This window comes from Azoarcus sp. TTM-91, from assembly GCF_012911025.1.
GTDB lineage: Bacteria > Pseudomonadota > Gammaproteobacteria > Burkholderiales > Rhodocyclaceae > Azoarcus.
The window spans coordinates 51,982-70,144 of record NZ_WUEI01000007.1 but is presented as its reverse complement, the minus strand read 5'-3'; the positions used below and the strand labels follow the sequence as shown (position 1 = coordinate 70,144).

17 protein-coding genes are annotated in these 18,163 nt (G+C 67.1%); 8 read left to right on the top strand and 9 right to left on the bottom strand.

Annotated features, from left to right (window positions below):
- Nucleotides 1-84 precede the first annotated feature (84 nt).
- The 7 genes from GRF61_RS03955 to GRF61_RS03925 form a co-directional block, all read right to left on the bottom strand.
- Nucleotides 85-1,386: a HAMP domain-containing sensor histidine kinase gene (locus GRF61_RS03955; protein ID WP_169149413.1), complete on the bottom strand. Its 1,302-nt coding sequence runs from the start codon at nucleotides 1,384-1,386 to the stop codon at nucleotides 85-87.
- Complete coding sequence (locus GRF61_RS03950; RefSeq protein ID WP_169149412.1) at nucleotides 1,376-2,065, bottom strand: response regulator transcription factor; 690 nt, start codon at nucleotides 2,063-2,065, stop codon at nucleotides 1,376-1,378. The genes GRF61_RS03955 and GRF61_RS03950 overlap by 11 nt, the downstream gene beginning before the upstream one ends.
- Nucleotides 2,066-2,105: 40 nt before the next feature.
- Complete coding sequence (pssA, locus tag GRF61_RS03945) at nucleotides 2,106-2,885, bottom strand: CDP-diacylglycerol--serine O-phosphatidyltransferase (RefSeq protein WP_169149411.1); 780 nt, start codon at nucleotides 2,883-2,885, stop codon at nucleotides 2,106-2,108.
- Nucleotides 2,886-2,982: 97 nt separating this feature from the next.
- Nucleotides 2,983-3,633: a phosphatidylserine decarboxylase gene (locus tag GRF61_RS03940; RefSeq protein WP_169149410.1), complete on the bottom strand. Its 651-nt coding sequence runs from the start codon at nucleotides 3,631-3,633 to the stop codon at nucleotides 2,983-2,985.
- A 69-nt stretch (nucleotides 3,634-3,702) separates the two neighbouring features.
- A complete protein-coding gene (gene ilvC / locus GRF61_RS03935; RefSeq protein WP_133594128.1) occupies nucleotides 3,703-4,719 on the bottom strand; it encodes a ketol-acid reductoisomerase in 1,017 nt (338 codons plus the stop codon).
- A gap of 81 nt (nucleotides 4,720-4,800) precedes the next feature.
- Nucleotides 4,801-5,292, bottom strand: a complete 492-nt coding sequence (gene ilvN, locus GRF61_RS03930) for an acetolactate synthase small subunit (protein ID WP_133594129.1) — start codon at nucleotides 5,290-5,292, stop codon at nucleotides 4,801-4,803.
- Between the two features lie 154 nt (nucleotides 5,293-5,446).
- Complete coding sequence (locus GRF61_RS03925; RefSeq protein WP_348982339.1) at nucleotides 5,447-7,174, bottom strand: acetolactate synthase 3 catalytic subunit; 1,728 nt, start codon at nucleotides 7,172-7,174, stop codon at nucleotides 5,447-5,449.
- Between the two features lie 106 nt (nucleotides 7,175-7,280).
- Here GRF61_RS03925 and GRF61_RS03920 point away from each other — a divergent pair, with 106 nt between their 5' ends.
- From GRF61_RS03920 to pepN, 6 genes are all read left to right on the top strand, one after another.
- A complete protein-coding gene (locus tag GRF61_RS03920; protein WP_169149437.1) occupies nucleotides 7,281-7,844 on the top strand; it encodes an RNA polymerase sigma factor in 564 nt (187 codons plus the stop codon).
- Nucleotides 7,841-8,251 carry a DUF3619 family protein gene (locus GRF61_RS03915; RefSeq protein WP_169149408.1) on the top strand — a complete coding sequence of 137 codons (411 nt, stop codon included), beginning with the start codon at nucleotides 7,841-7,843 and terminating at the stop codon, nucleotides 8,249-8,251. The genes GRF61_RS03920 and GRF61_RS03915 overlap by 4 nt, the downstream gene beginning before the upstream one ends.
- The gene (locus tag GRF61_RS03910; protein WP_169149407.1) at nucleotides 8,224-8,682 is read left to right on the top strand and encodes a DUF3106 domain-containing protein; all 459 of its coding nucleotides are present in this window, start codon (nucleotides 8,224-8,226) and stop codon (nucleotides 8,680-8,682) included. The genes GRF61_RS03915 and GRF61_RS03910 overlap by 28 nt, the downstream gene beginning before the upstream one ends.
- Nucleotides 8,679-9,191, top strand: a complete 513-nt coding sequence (locus GRF61_RS03905) for an RDD family protein (protein WP_169149406.1) — start codon at nucleotides 8,679-8,681, stop codon at nucleotides 9,189-9,191. The genes GRF61_RS03910 and GRF61_RS03905 overlap by 4 nt, the downstream gene beginning before the upstream one ends.
- Before the next feature lie 197 nt (nucleotides 9,192-9,388).
- The gene (locus GRF61_RS03900) at nucleotides 9,389-12,121 is read left to right on the top strand and encodes a cation-transporting P-type ATPase (RefSeq protein ID WP_169149405.1); all 2,733 of its coding nucleotides are present in this window, start codon (nucleotides 9,389-9,391) and stop codon (nucleotides 12,119-12,121) included.
- 97 nt (nucleotides 12,122-12,218) lie between these two features.
- Complete coding sequence (pepN, locus tag GRF61_RS03895; protein ID WP_169149404.1) at nucleotides 12,219-14,909, top strand: aminopeptidase N; 2,691 nt, start codon at nucleotides 12,219-12,221, stop codon at nucleotides 14,907-14,909.
- Nucleotides 14,910-15,001: 92 nt separating this feature from the next.
- Here the strand turns inward: pepN and GRF61_RS03890 are convergent, their stop codons facing one another.
- Nucleotides 15,002-15,448, bottom strand: coding sequence for a CBS domain-containing protein (locus tag GRF61_RS03890; RefSeq protein ID WP_169149403.1), 447 nt, complete (start codon nucleotides 15,446-15,448; stop codon nucleotides 15,002-15,004).
- 157 nt (nucleotides 15,449-15,605) lie between these two features.
- Here GRF61_RS03890 and GRF61_RS03885 point away from each other — a divergent pair, with 157 nt between their 5' ends.
- Entirely contained in the window at nucleotides 15,606-16,406 is an 801-nt protein-coding gene (locus tag GRF61_RS03885; protein ID WP_169149402.1) for a ferritin-like domain-containing protein, read from the top strand.
- A 151-nt stretch (nucleotides 16,407-16,557) separates the two neighbouring features.
- Here the strand turns inward: GRF61_RS03885 and GRF61_RS03880 are convergent, their stop codons facing one another.
- The gene (locus GRF61_RS03880; RefSeq protein ID WP_169149401.1) at nucleotides 16,558-17,184 is read right to left on the bottom strand and encodes a c-type cytochrome; all 627 of its coding nucleotides are present in this window, start codon (nucleotides 17,182-17,184) and stop codon (nucleotides 16,558-16,560) included.
- Nucleotides 17,185-17,305: 121 nt separating this feature from the next.
- Between GRF61_RS03880 and yihA the strand changes: the two genes are divergently transcribed.
- Nucleotides 17,306-17,929 (top strand): ribosome biogenesis GTP-binding protein YihA/YsxC, encoded by a 624-nt coding sequence (gene yihA, locus GRF61_RS03875; protein WP_169149436.1) that lies wholly within the window; start codon nucleotides 17,306-17,308, stop codon nucleotides 17,927-17,929.
- The last annotated feature ends 234 nt before the right edge of the window (nucleotides 17,930-18,163 follow it).

Below are 18,163 nucleotides of genomic sequence, written 5' to 3'. Positions count from 1 at the left end.
TCCTGGTGTGAGGAGCCCGCAGCTTGGCTGGGTGGGCGTCAGCGCCGCGTCAACCGGGTGTGAGAATTTCGTGAAACCGGGTGTTCAGCGCGGCTGCAGGCTTACCCGGAAAAGGCAGCCGCCGCCCGGATTGGCTTCCAGCGATACCCGCCAGCCTTGCTGGCTGCAAATACGCTGCACCAGCGACAGCCCAAGGCCGATGCCGTCGCCCCGGCTGGTGCTGCCGCGGATGAAGGGGCGGAAGATGTCCAGGCGTTCCGCCTCGGGAATGCCGGCGCCTGTGTCCGCGACGTCAAATCCGTCCGCATGCAGGATCAGCCGCACCGAACCGCGGTCGGTGTAATGCAGGGCGTTGCGCAGCAGATTGGACATCACCGCGCGCAATAGCGGCGCCGGGTAGCGGGGCGCATCGGCGTCGGCAGCCACGCCCTCCAGGTGGAAGGCGAGGCCGCGCTGCACGGCCTCTTGCGCCCAGCGCTCGCGCTGCTCCTCGGCAACGGCTGCGAGGGTAGTGTCGCTGGCGAGCGGATTGCGCCCGCTGGCGCCGCGGGCCAGCCACAGGAAGGTCTCTATCAGTTCCCGCATTTCGCCGCAGGAGCGGTGCAGGCGGAGCAGCTGGGTGTGTTCGCGCGAGCCGGCGGGCAGCTCTTCCAGCAGCAGTTCGCAGGAGCTGGCGATCACCATCAGCGGGGTGCGCAACTCGTGGCTGACGTCGCTGGTGAACAGCGTTTCGCGCTGCAGGGCCTGGCGCAGCTGGCCCAGGGTGCTGTCGAAGGCCGCGGCGAGTTGGCCGACCTCGTCGGCGGGATAATCCGGCGCCAATGGGGGCGCCAGCGGCAGCAGCTGATCCCGGTGCTGCACCTGGCCGGCCAGGCGTACTACCGGCGCGATGACCCGGCGCGCCGTGAGCAGGCCGAGCACCAGCGCGGTCAGCGCGCTGAGCAGGAAGCCGGCGCCGACGATGAGGAAGGTCATGCGCTCGTGGCGCTCGAAGTCTTCCTGGTCGAGCAGCAGCACGTAGCGTGTCGAGCCTTGCTCGCTGAACAGCGTTTCGTATTCCACGCCGTCGTGGATGATCTCGTGAAAGCCGGGGCCATAGCCTTGCAGCCAGGCCGGCAGCGGAGGATCGCCCGGCGCCCCGCTGCGGTAGAGGTGCAGGCCGGCGCTCAGTTGGCGCGAGGCGCTGTCCTCGCCGCTGGCAATGACGAAGTCCAGCTGCCGGCTCATGCCCTCGGTGACCAGCTCCTGCTCTGCCATGCCGATGGCGAGGATGACGCCGACCGAGAACAGGCCGGCGACGGTGGTGGCCATCAGCGTGAAGGCGATGACGATGCGGCTCGCCAGTCCGTGGCGCTGGAAGGCGGCCGTGGGTTGGCTAGTGCTCATGTTCGGCCGGCGCCAGCCGGTAGCCGACGCCGTGCACCGTGTGCAGCAAGGCGCTGGCGAAGGGCTTGTCGATCTGCTGGCGCAGGGCGTGGATGTGGCTGCGCAAGGCATCGCTGTCGGGCGGTTCGTCGCCCCACAGTACGTTCTCCAGCACTTCCCGGCGGACCACGCCGGGGCTGCGCTGCATCAAGGTCGCCAGCAGCTTGAGGCCGATGGGGCCGAGGTGCAGGGCCTGGCCGGCGCGGCTGACTTCCAGCGTGTCGAGGTCGTAGCTGAGATCTGCCACCTGCAGCCGTCGCCGGCCGCCGCCACGGGTGCGTTTGAGTACCGCTTCGATGCGGGCGGCCAGTTCGGGCAGGGCGAAGGGCTTGGTGAGGTAGTCGTCGGCACCGGCACGGAAGCCGCTGAGGCGGTCGTCCAGCGCATCGCGGGCGGTGAGCATGATGACCGGGGTGTCGTTGCGCTCGCCTTCGCGCAGGCGCTGGCACAGGCTGTAGCCGTCCATGCCCGGCAGCATCACATCGAGCACGATGAGGTCGTAATGCTGGGTGGCGGCAAGGTGGATGCCGCCCAGCCCGTCCTGGGCGCAATCCACCTCGAAGCCCTTGAGGCTGAGGTAGTCGGCCAGGTTGGCGAGGATGTCCCGGTTGTCTTCGATCAGCAGCAGGCGGACGGCCATCGTGTCCTCGCGCCGGGCGTCGGCAACCGGGATGCAGGGCTCAAGCTTCGGGCGGCGTGCCGCTGCCGTCGCGCTCGCGCAGCAGCGCCTGGCGCTTCTTGCGCCGCGTCCAGCGCCACAGCCACAGCACGTAGCCGGAGCAGGCGTAGGCGAGGAAGAGAGCGAACAGCACCCCCGGCGGATAGCTGGAAACCAGGGCGAAAGCCATCACCAGCGCGATGACGACGATGAAGGGCACGCTCTTGCGCAGGTTGATGTCCTTGCCGCTCCAGAACATCACGTTGCTGACCATGGAGATGCCGGCAAAGATGGTCAGCACGCAGGCATACCAGCTGACATCCTCACCGTGCAGGCCGTTGTCGAACACCACCCACACCAGGCCGGCCACCAGCGCCGCCGCCGCCGGGCTGGGCAGACCCTGGAAGTAGCGCTTGTCCACCACCGCGATGTTGGTGTTGAAGCGCGCCAGCCGCAGTGCGGCTCCGGCGCAGTAGATGAAGGCGGCGATCCAGCCCAGCTTGCCGAGGTCCTTGAGCGCCCATTCGTAGACGACCAGCGCCGGGGCGGCGCCGAAGGAGACCATGTCCGACAGCGAGTCGTACTCGGCGCCGAAGGCGCTCTGGGTATGGGTGAGGCGGGCGACGCGACCGTCCAGGCCGTCGAAGATCATCGCCACGAAGATGGCGACAGCCGCATATTCGTAGCGCTGGTTCATCGCTTGCACGATGGCGTAGAAGCCGGCGAACAGGGCAGCGGTGGTGAACAGGTTGGGCAGGATATAGATCCCGCGGCGCCGCTTTTCGAGGGAGATCAGGGGCATGTGATCGGGATGGTCCACGATGACGGGATCGGGCTGGGTAAAGTCTGATTCTAGCTCATGCGGCCGCGGACCCGCGCGGCCGCATGGCTGGGCCGGCTCAGGGCAGCTCGGCGAGGATGGTGCTGCTGGCGGAAACCTTGTCGCCGATGGTGACGCGGGCGCGGGTGCCCACCGGCAGGTAGAGGTCCACCCGGGAACCGAAGCGGATGAAGCCGTAGCGCTGGCCGCGGCTCAGCTTGGCGCCGGATTCGACGTAGCAGAGGATGCGGCGGGCAACCAGGCCGGCGACCTGCACGCAGGTGATGTCGTGGCCGTCGCGGCTGCGGATGTGCAGCGCGTTGCGCTCGTTCTCCACCGAAGCCTTGTCCAGCGCGGCATTCACGAATTGGCCGGGGTGATACCAGCGCTGCTTCACTTCGCCATCCACCGGGCTGCGGTTGGAGTGCACGTTGAACACGTTCATGAATACGCTGATCTTGACCGTGTCGCGGTCCAGCCAGGGGTCGCGCACCGGCTCGATGGCGACGATGCGGCCGTCCGCCGGGCTCAGCACCGCCTTGGGATCCTGCGGAATGGGCCGGGCGGGGTCACGGAAGAACTGGACAACGAAGACCAGCAGGATCCAGAACGGCAGGGCCCAGGCCCAGCCGGCGGCGCCATTGACGACCAGCGCCAGGGCAAGTGCGATGGCGATGAAAGGCCAGCCCTCGCGGGCCAGGATGGGATGGGGGTATTGCTTGTCGGACATGGGGCGCCCTCAACGAAAAGGGCCGGGGCCCGCATGCAGCGATCCCCGGCCCGGATGAACTGGCAATGCTCAGTTCTTGGACTTGTCCACCAGCGCCTTGGCCTTGATCCACGGCATCATGTCGCGCAGCTGGCTGCCGACCTTCTCGATCGGATGCTCGGCGGTCAGACGACGGCGGGCGGTCATGCTCGGGTAGTTGGTCTTGCCTTCCAGGATGAACATCTTGGCGTATTCGCCGGTCTGGATGCGCTTCAGGGCGTTGCGCATCGCTTCGCGGGACTGCTCGTTGATGACTTCCGGGCCAGTCACGTACTCGCCGTACTCGGCGTTGTTCGAGATGGAGTAGTTCATCGTCGCGATGCCGCCTTCGTACATCAGGTCGACGATCAGCTTCAGCTCGTGCAGGCACTCGAAGTAGGCCATCTCGGGCGCGTAGCCGGCTTCGACCAGGGTTTCGAAGCCCATCTTCACCAGCTCGACGGCGCCGCCGCACAGCACGGCCTGTTCACCGAAGAGGTCGGTCTCGGTCTCTTCCTTGAAGTCGGTCTCGATGACGCCACCCTTGGTGCCACCGTTGGCCGCAGCGTAGGACAGGGCGATGTCCTTGGCCTTGCCGGACTTGTCCTGGTACACCGCGATCAGGCTGGGCACGCCGCCGCCGCGCAGGTACTCGGAGCGCACGGTGTGGCCCGGGCCCTTGGGGGCGATCATGATGACGTCGAGGTCGGCGCGCGGCACGACCTGGTTGTAATGGACGTTGAAGCCGTGGGCGAAGGCCAGGGCGGCGCCCTTCTTCATGTTCGGCTCGACTTCGTCCTTGTACACCTGCGGGATGTTCTCGTCCGGCAGCAGGATCATGACCACGTCGGCGGTCTTCACTGCCTTGGCGATTTCCTCGACCTTCAGGCCGGCGGCCTTGGCCTTGTCCCAGGAGGCGCCGCCCTTGCGCAGGGCAACGGTGACCTTGACGCCGGAGTCGGCCAGGTTCTGCGCGTGGGCGTGGCCCTGCGAGCCGTAGCCGACGATGGTGACCTTCTTGCCCTTGATCAGGGAGAGGTCGGCGTCCTTGTCGTAATAGACTTTCATGCTTTTCCTTTCAGCTTTCTTTCTGTGGCAGGGAGTGCCGGCGGCGGCCATGATAGCGGCACGGCGGCCGGCTGCAAAACGTCAGATCTTCAGCACGCGGTCGCCGCGGCCGATGCCGCAGATGCCGGAACGCACCGTCTCCAGGATCAGGCTGGAATCGATGGCGCCGAGGAAGGCGTCGAGCTTGGACTGGTTGCCGGTCAGCTCGATGACGTAGGAGGCGTCGGTGACGTCGATGATGCGGGCGCGGAAGATGTCCGCGGTGCGCTTCATCTCCTCGCGGTCCTTGCCGGTGGCGCGCACCTTGATCAGCATCAGCTCGCGTTCGATGTGGGCGGCTTCGGAGATGTCGACCACCTTCACCACCTCGACCAGCTTGTTCAGCTGCTTGGTGATCTGCTCGATGATCTCGTCCGAGCCGACGGTGACGATGGTCATGCGCGACATCGAGGCGTCTTCGGTGGGCGCCACGGTGAGCGACTCGATGTTGTAGCCGCGGGCCGAGAACAGTCCGGAGACGCGCGACAGCGCGCCGGATTCGTTCTCGATGAGCAGGGAGATGACGTGTCTCATGTTGCGCTCGTGTGCTGGAGGGGACGTTGAGCCGTCCGCCCTGACGTCACGGACTGCCGGGGGCCGGCATCCGCGGCACGGCCCCGCCGGTGGGCGAGGCTCGCGCCGGCGCGGCAGGGGATGGCCGCCGCGCCCCGTCCTGGTGGTCGGGAGGTTACAGATCCTCGGCGGACAGGATCATCTCGGTGAGACCCTTGCCACCCTGGACCATGGGATACACGTTTTCGGTCGGATCCACCTGGAAATCCAGGAAGACCAGATCGTTCTTGCGCGCGAAGGCTTCGCGCAGCGCGCCTTCGACATCGCCCGGCCGCTCGACCTTCATGCCGATGTGGCCATAGGACTCGGCCAGGCGGGAGAAATCGGGCAGCGAGTCCATGTAGGACTCGGAGTAGCGGCCGCCGTGGAAGAGCTGCTGCCACTGCCGCACCATGCCGAGGTAGCGGTTGTTCAGGTTGCAGATCTTGATCGGCAGGCGGAACTGCTTGCAGGTGGAGAGTTCCTGGATGTTCATCTGGATGGAGGCTTCGCCGGTCACGCAGGCCACAGGCCGGCCCGGGTTGGCGAGTTGCGCGCCCATCGCGTACGGGAGGCCGACACCCATGGTGCCGAGGCCGCCGGAGTTCAGCCAGCGGCGCGGCTGGTCGAAGCGGTAATACTGCGAGGCCCACATTTGGTGTTGGCCGACATCAGAAGTGACGAAGGCGTCGCCGCCGGTCACTTCCCACAGCTTCTGCACCACGAACTGGGGCTTGATGATCTCGTCCGAGTTCTTGAACTTCATGCACTCGCGGCTACGCCACTCTTCGACCTGTTTCCACCACGGCGCGAGCTGCTCGGCGTCCGGCCGCTGGGTGCCGGCTTCCAGCTGGCGGATCATCTCCTCCAGCACTTCCTTCAGGTCGCCGACGATGGGGATGTCCACCTTCACCCGCTTGGAGATGGAGGAGGGGTCGATGTCGACATGGATGATCTTGCGCGGCTCGGAGGCGAAGTGGTTCGGGTCGCCGATGACGCGGTCGTCGAAGCGAGCGCCCACGGCCAGCAGCACGTCGCAGTAGTGCATGGACATGTTGGCTTCGTAGGTGCCGTGCATGCCCGGCATGCCCAGGTACTGGCGATCGGAGGCGGGATAGCCGCCCAGGCCCATCAGCGTGTTGGTGATGGGAAAGCCCAGCATGCGGGTGAGCTTGGTGAGCGCTTCGGCTGCATCCGCCAGAATCACGCCGCCGCCGGTGTAGATCATCGGCCGCTTGGCTTCCAGCAGCAGCTGGACGGCCTTCTTGATCTGGCCGTGATGACCCTTTACCACAGGGTTGTAGGAGCGCATCGAGATCTCGGCCGGATACTCGAACTCGGCCTTGGCGGCGGTGACGTCCTTCGGGATGTCCACCAGCACCGGGCCGGGGCGGCCGGTGCGGGCGAGGTAGAAGGCCTTCTTGATCGTGCTAGCGATATCGCGGGCGTCGCGCACCAGGAAGTTGTGCTTGACGCACGGCCGGGTGATGCCGACGGTATCCACTTCCTGGAAGGCGTCCTGGCCGATCGCGGCGGTGGGCACCTGGCCGGAGATGATGACCAGCGGGATGGAGTCGCAATAGGCGGTGGCAATGCCGGTGACGGCATTGGTGGCGCCCGGGCCGGAGGTCACCAGGGCGACGCCGACCTTTCCGGTGCTGCGGGAGTAGCCGTCGGCCGCGTGAACCGCGGCCTGCTCATGGCGAACGAGTACGTGGCGGACGTTCTCCTGCTGGAACAGCGCGTCGTAGATATGCAGTACCGCACCACCCGGATATCCGAACACATACTCGGCCTTTTCTTCCTGCAGGCTCCTGATTACAATTTCGGCTCCGGTCAGCACCATCGCAAACTCGCTCTGTATTTCGTTCGAAGAAACAGCGAACGTTACCGGGCACAAGGGCGCAGGTCAAGGCTGCGGCTAGGCCGCGAAGAAGAGCCCAAGGGCCGGATTTCTCAAGGACTTCCAGCTGGCTTCCCGGGTCGAACTCTCCGCGTTTCTCGAAAGCGTCGAAAAGCGCGCGTTCAAGCAGGCCTCGTGGTCACTCCGGGACGAGGAGGCCGCGCTCGACGCGGTGCAGGACGCCATGATGAAACTCTCCGCCCGCTACGGCGACCGGCCGGCGGCGGAGTTCCCGATGCTGTTCCAGCGCATCCTGCAGAACGTCATCCTCGACGTGCATCGCCGGCAGAAGGTGCGCCGGCTCTGGCTCTCTCCGCTGTCGGTGTTTGCCGGCGAGGCCGAAGACGAAGCCGACCCGCTCGACACCCTGGCGGACACCCGGGAGACAGCCGAAGGTGAGACGCCCCACGGCTGCTTCGAGCGCAAGCACCTGCTGGGGCTCCTGGAGCGCGAGATCTCGCGCCTGCCGGCTCGTCAACGGGAGGCTTTCCTGATGCGTTACTGGGAAGAGATGGACATCGCCGAGACGGCCGAAGCCATGGGCTGCTCGGAGGGCAGCGTCAAAACCCACTGTTCGCGCGCCACGCACACTTTGGCCGCGGCACTGAAGGCAAGGGGAATCGTGCCATGAACGAACGGGTCATCAAGGTGACCGGTGACGCGGATGATGGCGTGGCGTTCGCGCGGCGCATCGCCGCGCATCTCACGGTTGCCGCCCACGAAGTCGACGCCGACACGCTGGCCCGCCTGCGCGCGGCTCGCCAGCGCGCGTTGGCGGCGCACCGGCCGAGGAGCGGTTTGCTGGGCCGGATCGCCGCCTGGGTTAGGGCTGGCGTATCGCCGGCAGCGGTGCTGCGCCAGGCTGGTGCGGTGGCTGCCGTGCTGGCGGTGGTCGCGATTGGCGACATGTGGGCCACCTCCGTCCGCCTGGCCGAACTGGAAGAGATCGACGCCGCGCTGCTGGTGGACGAGCTTCCCATCGATGCATACCTGGATGAGGACTTCGGGGCATGGCTGCGCCACGCTACGCAGTCCTGATCCTCGCATTGCTTGCCGCGCAGGCCGTTTCCGCCGCTCCGGTCCTGGCGCCCAGCTGGCGTGAACTGGGCCAGCACCAGAAGGAAATCCTCTCCCCGCTGGCGGATGAATGGGGAGAACTGTCGGCGGCCAGCCGGCGCAAGTGGGTGGGGATCGCCGATCGCTACGACAAGCTTTCCGCCGACGAGCAGTCGCGCATGCAGGCCCGCATGCGCGACTGGGCCCGGCTGCAGCCGGCCGAGCGGCAGAAGGCGCGTGAAGGCTATCGCCGCCTGCGCGACATTCCTGCCGAGGTGCGCGGCAACCTAAATGCCGAGTGGGAGCGCTTCCAGAGCCTGCCGCCGGAAACCCGCCGCGATGTGGTCAATGCCGCCCAGATGCGCCGCCCCGGCGCAGCCATATCCGAGAACGACAAGCAATCCAATCAATGAATGCACGTGCGAAACGCCGCGCCTCCGCGATCCGCGGTGAGGCGCCCGCCGGCTCGGCTGCGCCTTCGACGCGCACCGTCGTCGAACTGGCCGGCTTCCGGCGCCGGCTGGCTAGCCTTCTTTACGAATCCCTGTTGCTGCTCGGCGTACTGGCGCTGACCTTCATGGTGCCCTACCTGATTCTCGGGGTCGCCTTCGAGGTTGCACCGCCGGGATGGCTGGCCTGGGTGCATGTGTTCCTGGTGCTGGGCGCCTACTTCGTCTGGTACTGGCGCCGTGGTGGCCAGACCCTGGCGATGCAGACCTGGCGGTTGAAGCTGGTGTCCGCCGCCGATGGCCACCGCCTGAGCGTCGGCCGCTGCTGGCTGCGCTATGCGCTGGCGTGGCCTTCGGTACTCGGCTTCGGCATCGGCCTGTTGTGGGCGCTGATCGACCGCGACCGCCAGTTCCTGCACGACCGCCTGGTTGGCAGCCGTGTTGTGCTGCTGCCGGTAGCGCCGCGCAAGTAAGTGCGCACCTGAGCGCGAAACCGAGCACCCAGCCAAGCCGACATCAGCTTGCACGGGGTCGCCGCCCTGCGGCTTGATCCGCATCACGACAGCGCAACGCCCGCGCCGCATGCTGGGGCAGTGGAGCGGAGCGCCGGCGAGGAACTTCACTCCCGGACGGCCGCTCGCATTCCCTGTTCCCTCATGCAGGAGAGGTCATGGGCGCCCATCGTCCCGAAGAAACCGCGGCGGAGATGTTGCCGCACGCCTGTTCCAGCGAGCAGGTTCTCGCCCGCCTTGCGGTCGAGCCGCACCAGGGCTTGAGCGCCGACGAGGCCGCCGCGCGACTGGCGCGACACGGCCTGAACGCATTGCCCGCTGCCAAGCCCACCGGTGCCCTGAAACGTTTCCTGCTGCAGTTCCACAACGTCCTCATCTACGTATTGTTGGCCGCCGGCGGTGTGACTGCGCTCACCGGCCACTGGGTGGATGCGGGCGTGATCCTGGGCGTGGTGGTGATCAACGCCATCATCGGCTTCATCCAGGAGGGCAAGGCCGAACAGGCGCTGGATGCGATCCGCAGCATGCTGTCGCCGCATGCGGCGGTGCGGCGCGACGGCCACAGGCGGGAGATAGAGGCGGCCGAGCTGGTGCCGGGCGACATCGTCTTCCTTGCTTCCGGCGACCGCGTGCCGGCCGACCTGCGGCTGGTGGAGGCGCGCAATTTCCGCGTGGATGAGTCCGCCCTCACCGGCGAGTCGCTGGCGGTCGAGAAGGGCCTGGCGGCGGTGGATGCGCAGGCGGCGCTGGGCGACCGTACGTCCATGGCCTACTCGGGCACGCTGGTGGTGAGCGGGCAGGCCAGCGCGGTGGTGGTGGCGACCGGCGCCGCCACTGAGATCGGCCGCATCGGTGCCTTGCTGGATTCGGTGGAGGCGCTGAGCACGCCGCTGCTGCGCCAACTCGCCGCCTTCGGCCGCATGCTCACCTGGATCATCCTGGTCGTTGCCGCGGCTGCGCTGGGTTTCGGCGTGCTGGTGCGCGGTTATGCGCTGGACGAGATGTTCCTCGCCGCCGTCGGCCTCGCGGTGGCGGCGATTCCCGAGGGGCTGCCGGCCATCGTCACCATCACGCTGGCCATCGGCGTGCAGCGCATGGCGCGGCGGCACGCCATCGTGCGCCGCCTGCCGGCGGTGGAGGCGCTGGGCGCGGTGACGGTGATCTGCTCGGACAAGACCGGCACGCTGACCCGCAACGAAATGGCGGTGCGCCGCCTGCTGACCGGCGCTGGCCCCATCGAGGTCTCCGGCCCCGGCTACGCGCCCCAGGGCGGTTTCTCCTGCCAGGGCGACGACCTCGACGGCCTGCCATTGCTGCGCGACATTGCCTGTGCGGCCCTGCTGTGCAACGACGCCTCGGTGCGGCAGGAGGGCGAGGATTGGGTGCTGCTCGGCGACCCCACCGAAGGCGCGCTGCTCGGGCTGGCGGGCAAGGCCGGGCTTGAGTTCGCGCTGGAGCGCGAGCGGCTGCCGCGGGCGGACGTTATCCCCTTCGAATCCGAGCACCGCTTCATGGCCACGCTGCACCGCAGCCACCAGGGGCCGCTGCGCACTTACCTGAAGGGGGCGCCGGAGCGGGTGCTGGCACTGTGCGTGGACATGCGCGGCGAAGGCGGCGAGGCGCGGCCGCTGGATAGCGACGCCCTGCGCGCTGGCATGGACGGGATGGCGGCCGAGGGCATGCGCCTGCTGGCCATCGCCGAGCGCATCGAGCCGGCGGGCCGGGAGGGGCTGGACTTCGCCGGCGTGGAGGCGGGCGGCTTCACGCTGCTGGCGGTCTGCGGCTTGTCCGACCCGCCGCGGGACGAGGCGGTGAAGGCGGTCGCCCGCTGTCTGGCTGCCGGCATACGGGTGAAGATGATCACCGGCGACCATGCCGCCACCGCCTGCGCCATTGGCCGCCAGCTCGGCCTGGGGCACGAGGTGAAGGCGCTCACCGGCGAGCAGATCGAAGCGCTGGACGACGCTGCGCTGGCCGCCGCGGTGCAGGACACGGACATCTTTGCCCGTGCCAGCCCGGAGCACAAACTGCGGCTGGTGCAGGCCCTGCAGTCGCGCGGCGAGGTGGTGGCGATGACCGGCGACGGGGTCAATGACGCCCCGGCGCTGAAGCGCGCCGACGTCGGCGTCGCCATGGGGCGCAAGGGCACCGAGGCGGCCAAGGAAGCGGCGGAGATGGTGCTGGCGGATGACAACTTCGCCTCGGTGGCGGCGGCGGTGGAGGAAGGGCGCACCGTTTACGACAACCTGCGCAAGGCCATCGCCTACATCCTGCCGACCAACCTCGGCCAGGCGGCGATGGTGTTCTTCGCCGTGCTGTTCGGCATGACCATGCCCATCACGCCGGTGCAGATCCTGTGGGTGAACATGATCACCGCCGTCACCCTGGCGCTGGCGCTGGCCTTCGAGCCGCCGGAGGAGGACATCATGCGGCGGCCGCCGCGCAGCCCGGGCGAGCCGCTGCTGGACCGCTTCATCGGCTGGCGCATCCTGTTCGTCGGCGGCTTGCTGGTGGCCGGCAGCATGGCGATCTTCGCCTGGGAGCTGCGGCTGGGCGCATCGGTGGAGCTGGCGCGCACGGCTGCGGTCAATACACTGTTTGCCGGCGAGCTGTTCTACCTCTTCAACATGCGCAGCTTCACCGCCCCGGTGCTCAACCGCGAAGGACTGGTGGGCAACCGCTATGTGCTGCTGGCTGCCGGAGTGTTGGTGCTGTGCCAGCTGCTGTTCACCTATCTGCCGGCGATGCAGTCGCTGTTCGGCAGCGCGGCGCTGGCCATGGACTCTTGGCGGCGCATCCTGGCCTTCGGCCTTGGCGTGCTGCTCATCGTCGAGTTGGAAAAGGCGCTGTTGCGCCGTGTTTGGAACGCCAGGCCGAAGGCCGCGGCGTGAAGGCCGCGGGTGGGCGGTTTGGGCGGCCTTGCCCGGCCGACTTAAACTGACGACTGTCCTCAAGCCGAAACGGGCCCGAGACGCCCCTGGAGCCAGAATGAAAACCGAACACGCCCCCACCATCCACCGTGCCGACTACCGCCCGCTACCCTGGACGGTGGAGCGCATCGACCTGCATTTCAATCTCGACCCGACCGCCACCGTGGTCACCAGCCGGCTGGCGTGCGTGCGCAATCCGGAAGTGGAGGCCGGCCCGCTGCGGCTGTGGGGTGACACCCTGGAGCGTTTGTCACTGACGGTGGATGGCGCCGAGCCGGCTGCCGCCGCGCTGCGTGAGTTGGAGGACGGCCTGGAGGTGGAACTCGCCGGCGAGCGCGCGGTGGTGGAGATCCAGACCCGCATCAACCCGCAGGTCAACACCACGCTGTCCGGCCTCTACCTCTCCAACGGCGGCTTCTTCACCCAGTGCGAAGCGGAGGGCTTCCGCCGTATCACCTACTTCCCCGACCGCCCGGACGTGATGGCGCGCTACACCGTCACCCTGGAAGCGGACCGCGAGCGCTGCCCGGTGCTGCTCTCCAACGGCAACCTGCTGGAGCAGGGCCAACTGCCCGGCGGCCGCCACTACGCGCGCTGGGAAGATCCCTTCCTCAAACCCTCCTACCTGTTTGCTCTGGTCGCAGCCAGGCTGGTGGTGCTGGAGCGCAAGGCGCAGACTGCCTCCGGCCGCGAGGTGTTGCTGCAGGTCTGGGTGGAGGAGGGCAACCTGGACCGCGCCGGCCATGCGATGGATTCGCTGATCCACTCCATGCGCTGGGATGAGCGCGCCTTCGGCCTGGAGCTGGACCTGGACCGCTTCATGATCGTCGCCGTGGCCGACTTCAACATGGGCGCGATGGAGAACAAGGGCCTCAACATCTTCAACACCAAGTACGTGCTGGCCAAGCCGGACACCGCCACGGACGTCGATTACGAGCACATCGAGAGCGTGGTCGCGCACGAGTACTTCCACAACTGGACCGGCAACCGCGTCACCTGCCGCGACTGGTTCCAACTCACGCTGAAGGAAGGCCTCACCGTGTTCCGCGACCAGCAGTTCTCCGCCGATATGCTGGCGGAGGCCGCCGGTGACGAGGGCGCCGCATCGGCGCGGGCGGTCAAGCGCATCGACGACGTGCGCGTGCTGCGCGCCGCCCAGTTCCCGGAGGACGCCGGCCCGATGGCCCACCCCATCCGCCCGGACAGCTACCAGGAAATCAACAACTTCTACACCGCCACGGTGTACGAGAAGGGCGCCGAAGTCATCCGCATGTTGCACACCCTGCTGGGCACCGAGGGCTTCCGCAACGGCATGGACCTCTACTTCAGCTACCACGACGGCAAGGCGGTGACCTGCGACGACTTCGTCGATGCCATGGCCGAAGCCAATGGCCGCGATCTCGACCAGTTCATGCGCTGGTACGCCCAGGCTGGCACGCCACGCCTCGGCGCCCGCGGCGAATGGAATGCCGCCGACGGTAGCTACACGCTCACGCTGACCCAGCACACGCCGCCCACGCCAGGCCAGGCGGAGAAGCTGCCGCTGGTGATACCGGTCGCCGTCGGCCTGATCGCGCCGGACGGCAGCGACATGCCGCTGCAGCTCGAAGGCGAGAATCAGCCGGGCGCGAGCACCCGCGTGCTGGAGCTCAAAACTGCCGAGCAACGCTTCCGCTTCGTCGGCCTGAGCGCCGAGCCGGTGCCCTCGCTGCTGCGCGGCTTCTCCGCGCCGGTGCTGCTGGAGCTGGAAGAGGATGACCACCGTCTTGCTTTTCGCATGGCCCGGGACAGCGATCCCTGCAACCGCTGGGATGCCGCCCAGCGCTACGCCGAACGGGTGATCTTGGCGCTGGCGACCGATCTGGGCCAAGGCCGTGCGGCGGCGGTGCCGGAAGCCTTCGTCCAAGCTTTCCGCAGCCTGGCCACCGATGACGCGCTGGACCCGGCTTTCCGTGCCCAGGCCGCGGCGCTGCCGGGCGAGGGCTATCTGCTGGAGCGCATGAGCCCGGCCGACCCCGCCGCGCTGCGCGCTGCGCTGCGCCTGCTTTACGCCGCCCTGGGCGAACGCCTGGCGGCGGACTGGCTGGCGCTCTGCGAGCGCCTGCCGGTGGCGGGCGAATACCGCTATCACCCGGCGGATGCCGGCCGCCGCGCGCTCCTCAACCTGGCGTTGCGCTACCTTGCTGCTGCCGGCAACGAGGCCGGCTTGGCGCTGGCGCGGCAGCGCTTCGACGCCGCCGGCAACATGACGGACCGCTTCGGCGCCCTGGCTGCGCTGGTGCAGAGCGCCAGCCCCGCCCGCGAAGATGCACTGGCCATTTTCCACGCCCGCTACAAGGACGATGCGCTGGTGCTGGACAAGTGGTTCGCGCTGCAGGCCGGTGCCTGGCGCTGGCAGGACGACGCGCCGGGCACTCTGCGACGGGTCAGGGCCCTGCTGGACGATGTGGCCTTCAGCCTCTCCAACCCCAACAAGGTGTATTCCTTGCTCGGCACCTTCTTCCGCGCCAACCCGGCGGAATTCCATGCCGCAGACGGTAGTGGCCACGTTTTCTGGGCAGACATGGTGATCGCGCTGGATGCGCGCAATCCGCAGGTCGCCGCCCGCATGGCCCGCGCGCTGGAGAACTGGCGGCGGTACACCCCTGCGCTGCAGGCCAGCATCCGGCCGCAGCTGGAGCGTGTGCTGGCGACCAAGGGGCTGTCCCCCGACGTCAGCGAGGTGATAGGCAAGGCCTTGCAGGACTGACGTGAAAAGGGCCTCCCGCCATGGGAGGCCCTTTTTGATCGCCCCGGTCCTGGCGCCCACGGCTGTAGGCGCAGGGCCAAGCGGCCAGCGGCTCAATGCGCGGCGATGTCGCCTGCGATGTAGCTCGAGAGCTGCCGTATGGTGTTCTCATGCTGGCTGACGATGCTCTTCACCACGTCGCCTATGGTGATGATGCCGGCGATCTGGCCGTCCTCCACCACCGGCAGGTGCCGGAAGCGGCGCTCCGTCATCAGCGCCATCACCTCGTCCACCGTTTCCGACGGCGTGATCGTGCGTACATTGGTGGTCATGAGGTCGCCCACCTTCACATCGCGGGATACCAGGCCCTTCAGGACTACTTTGCGCGCGTAGTCCCGCTCGGTGAAGATCCCCACCAGCCTGCCCTGGTCGGTGACCAGCACACCGCCGATGTCGAACTTGGCCATCAGCGACAGGGCCTCGAACACCGAGACGTCCGGCGTCACCGTGTGGGTCGTGCTGCCTTTCTGTTCCAGTATCTGCTGTACCGTGGTCGTCATGCCTGCTCTTCCTCCTGTTCGATGGCGGCACCGTAGCCGTTCGAGTGGATCGCGGCGCCGGAACGTCTTCCTCCCTGGCTCAGCTTGGAACAGCAATCGGCGGGGCGCAAGCTGGGGGAACCCCCAGCGCCGATATGCGCGGCTAAACTTCCATCCCATGAAACACTCGCTTCATGAAGCTGCGCTCGCCGCCTTGATGTGTGCCGATCCGGCCGCCAAATGCGCCGCCACCGCCGGCCTTGCTGCCGATTGGCAAAGTGGAGCGCTGGTCTGCGTGCCCGGAGGCGATGATCCGACCCCCATCGTCGAGCCCGGCCGCCCGGCACGGCCCGAGCTCATCCCACCGCAGCAATTGCCGCAGCGCAAAGTCGGCAGCCGGGAAGGGCATGCGGCGCTGCTGCATGCCATCGCTCATATCGAATTCAACGCCATCAATCTTGCGCTGGACTGCGTGCATCGTTTCCGCAGCATGCCTCCCGGCTTCCATGCCGACTGGGTGCGTGTCGCCGCGGAGGAGGCGTACCACTTTGGCCTGGTAGAGGCGCGGCTGGCGGCGCTCGGCCATGGCTACGGCGATTTTCCCGCGCATGATGGCCTGTGGGGCATGGCCTGCCGTACCGCCCATGATCTGCTGGTCCGCATGGCTTTGGTGCCCCGGGTGCTGGAAGCCCGCGGGCTGGATGCGACTCCGCCCATCATGGAGAAGCTGCGCACGATAGGCGATAGAGCCAGCGTCGGCGTGCTGGAGATCATCCTGCGCGACGAGATAGGCCATGTCGCTATCGGTGACCACTGGTTCCGCCTGCTGTGCGCGGCCCGCGGCCTGGAGCCGGAGCGGACCTATCTGCGGCTGATCGAGGACTTCGATGCGCCGCGCCCACACCCTCCATTGCACCGCGAAGCCCGGTTGGCCGCCGGCTTCAGTGAGGCCGAACTGCAGGCACTGGCCCGCAAGTGAGGCGCGCGCAAGGGCCGCGCCTGGAGGCTGGCCTGCCTGCCCTGCCCAGGCCAGGGCTGACGAGGGGTAGGGCATAAAAGAAAAAGCCCGGCGGGAAGCCGGGCTTTCGTTCTGTACTTGGGGAAGGGCTGGCCTTCCCCTGGCCACGCGTTTAGCGCAGGCCGGCTGCGTAGTCGGCGACCGCCTTGATCTCGGCGTCGGTCAACTTCAGCGCGATCATCTGCATCATGCGGCTCGGATCGTTGCTCCGGAGGCCGTCGCGGAAGCCCTTCAGCTGGGCTTCGGTGTACTCGGCGAACTGGCCGGAGAGCTTCGGATACTGGGCAGGTAGGCCGCCACCGGCAGGGCCGTGGCAGGCCGCACAGGCGGGAACGCCTTTGGAAGCGATGCCGGCGCGCCAGATTTTCTGGCCCGCCTCGACGGTGGTGAGGCTCTTGGCGGGCTCGGGCTTCTGTGTCTGGCTGGAGAAGTAGTGGGCCAGCGCCCTCATGTCGCTGTCTTCCAGCGTGGCCGCCATCGCGCTCATGACGGCGTTGTCGCGCACCGGTTTCTGGCCATCATGCGCCTTGAACTCGCGCAGCTGCTTGTACAGGTATTCCGGGATCTGTCCTGCGAGCTTCGGGTTGGCCGGGAGCTGGCTGTTGCCATCTGCCGCATGGCATGCGGCACAGATCGTTTCGGCGATCTGTTTAGCTTTGTCCAGGTCGGGAGCTTGCTCCTGAGCCTGAAGACCGCCTGCGACCAGCAGCAGCGGAAGCAGCAGGGAACGCTTGATCATAATGTCCTCGGAAAAGCCGTCAGTGGTTGTCTCAAACTTGGTATTCTATAACATCAACCTGGATTTGCGCGACGCCAGAAGGGTTTTTCCCGACGGGCCGCGCTTCGCTGATTCAAGCCCCATGCCGCTCTTCCGCAACGCCTGCTTCGAAACCTCCATTGCCAAGCCCTCGGGGCTTCCACCCCCTTCCGGCCCCGAGATCGCCTTCGCTGGCCGTTCCAATGCGGGTAAGTCGAGTGCCATCAATACACTCGCCGGGCATGTTCGCCTGGCATATGTTTCGAAGACGCCCGGTCGCACCCAGCTGCTGAACTTCTTCCGCCTCAATTGCGGTGCGCTGATGGTGGACCTGCCAGGGTACGGTTACGCGGCAGTGCCGGAGAAGGTGCGCAAGCAATGGCAGGGGCTGATCGAGTCCTACCTGAAGCACCGCGAAAGCCTCATCGGACTGGTGCTGATCATGGATTCTCGCCATCCGCTGACGCCGCTGGACAGGCAGATGATCGACTGGTTTGCGCCCTCCGGCCGGCCCATTCACATCCTGCTGACCAAGAGCGACAAGCTCACTCGCGGCCCGGCCACTGCCACCCTGCAGGCGGTGAAGCGGGAGTTGGCGCCGCTGGGAGACAAAGTGACGGTGCAACTCTTCTCCAGCCTGAAGAAAACCGGCGTGGAAGAAACCGAGGCAGTGGTGGCGCGCTGGCTGGCGGCTGAGGCGGGCGAAAAGAACGCGACGCCCGAGTAAACAAAAACCCCCGGCTAAAGGGGATAAAGCCGGGGGTAAAAATGCCTTAAGTAGATTAAGGCACCCGCTCAGGGAGGTGAAGCGGGAGACGGCTCAGCACCATCTGCTTGGTAAGATAGTGAGCCGAAACGGGAAGTTCCCAGCGCAATTCGTTACTGGATGTGTCTGTTTCGCGGCGCTCCTGCTGCGTTTTCCGGGCTGCGAGAGGAACGAAAAGGCTGTCTTCCCACCCGT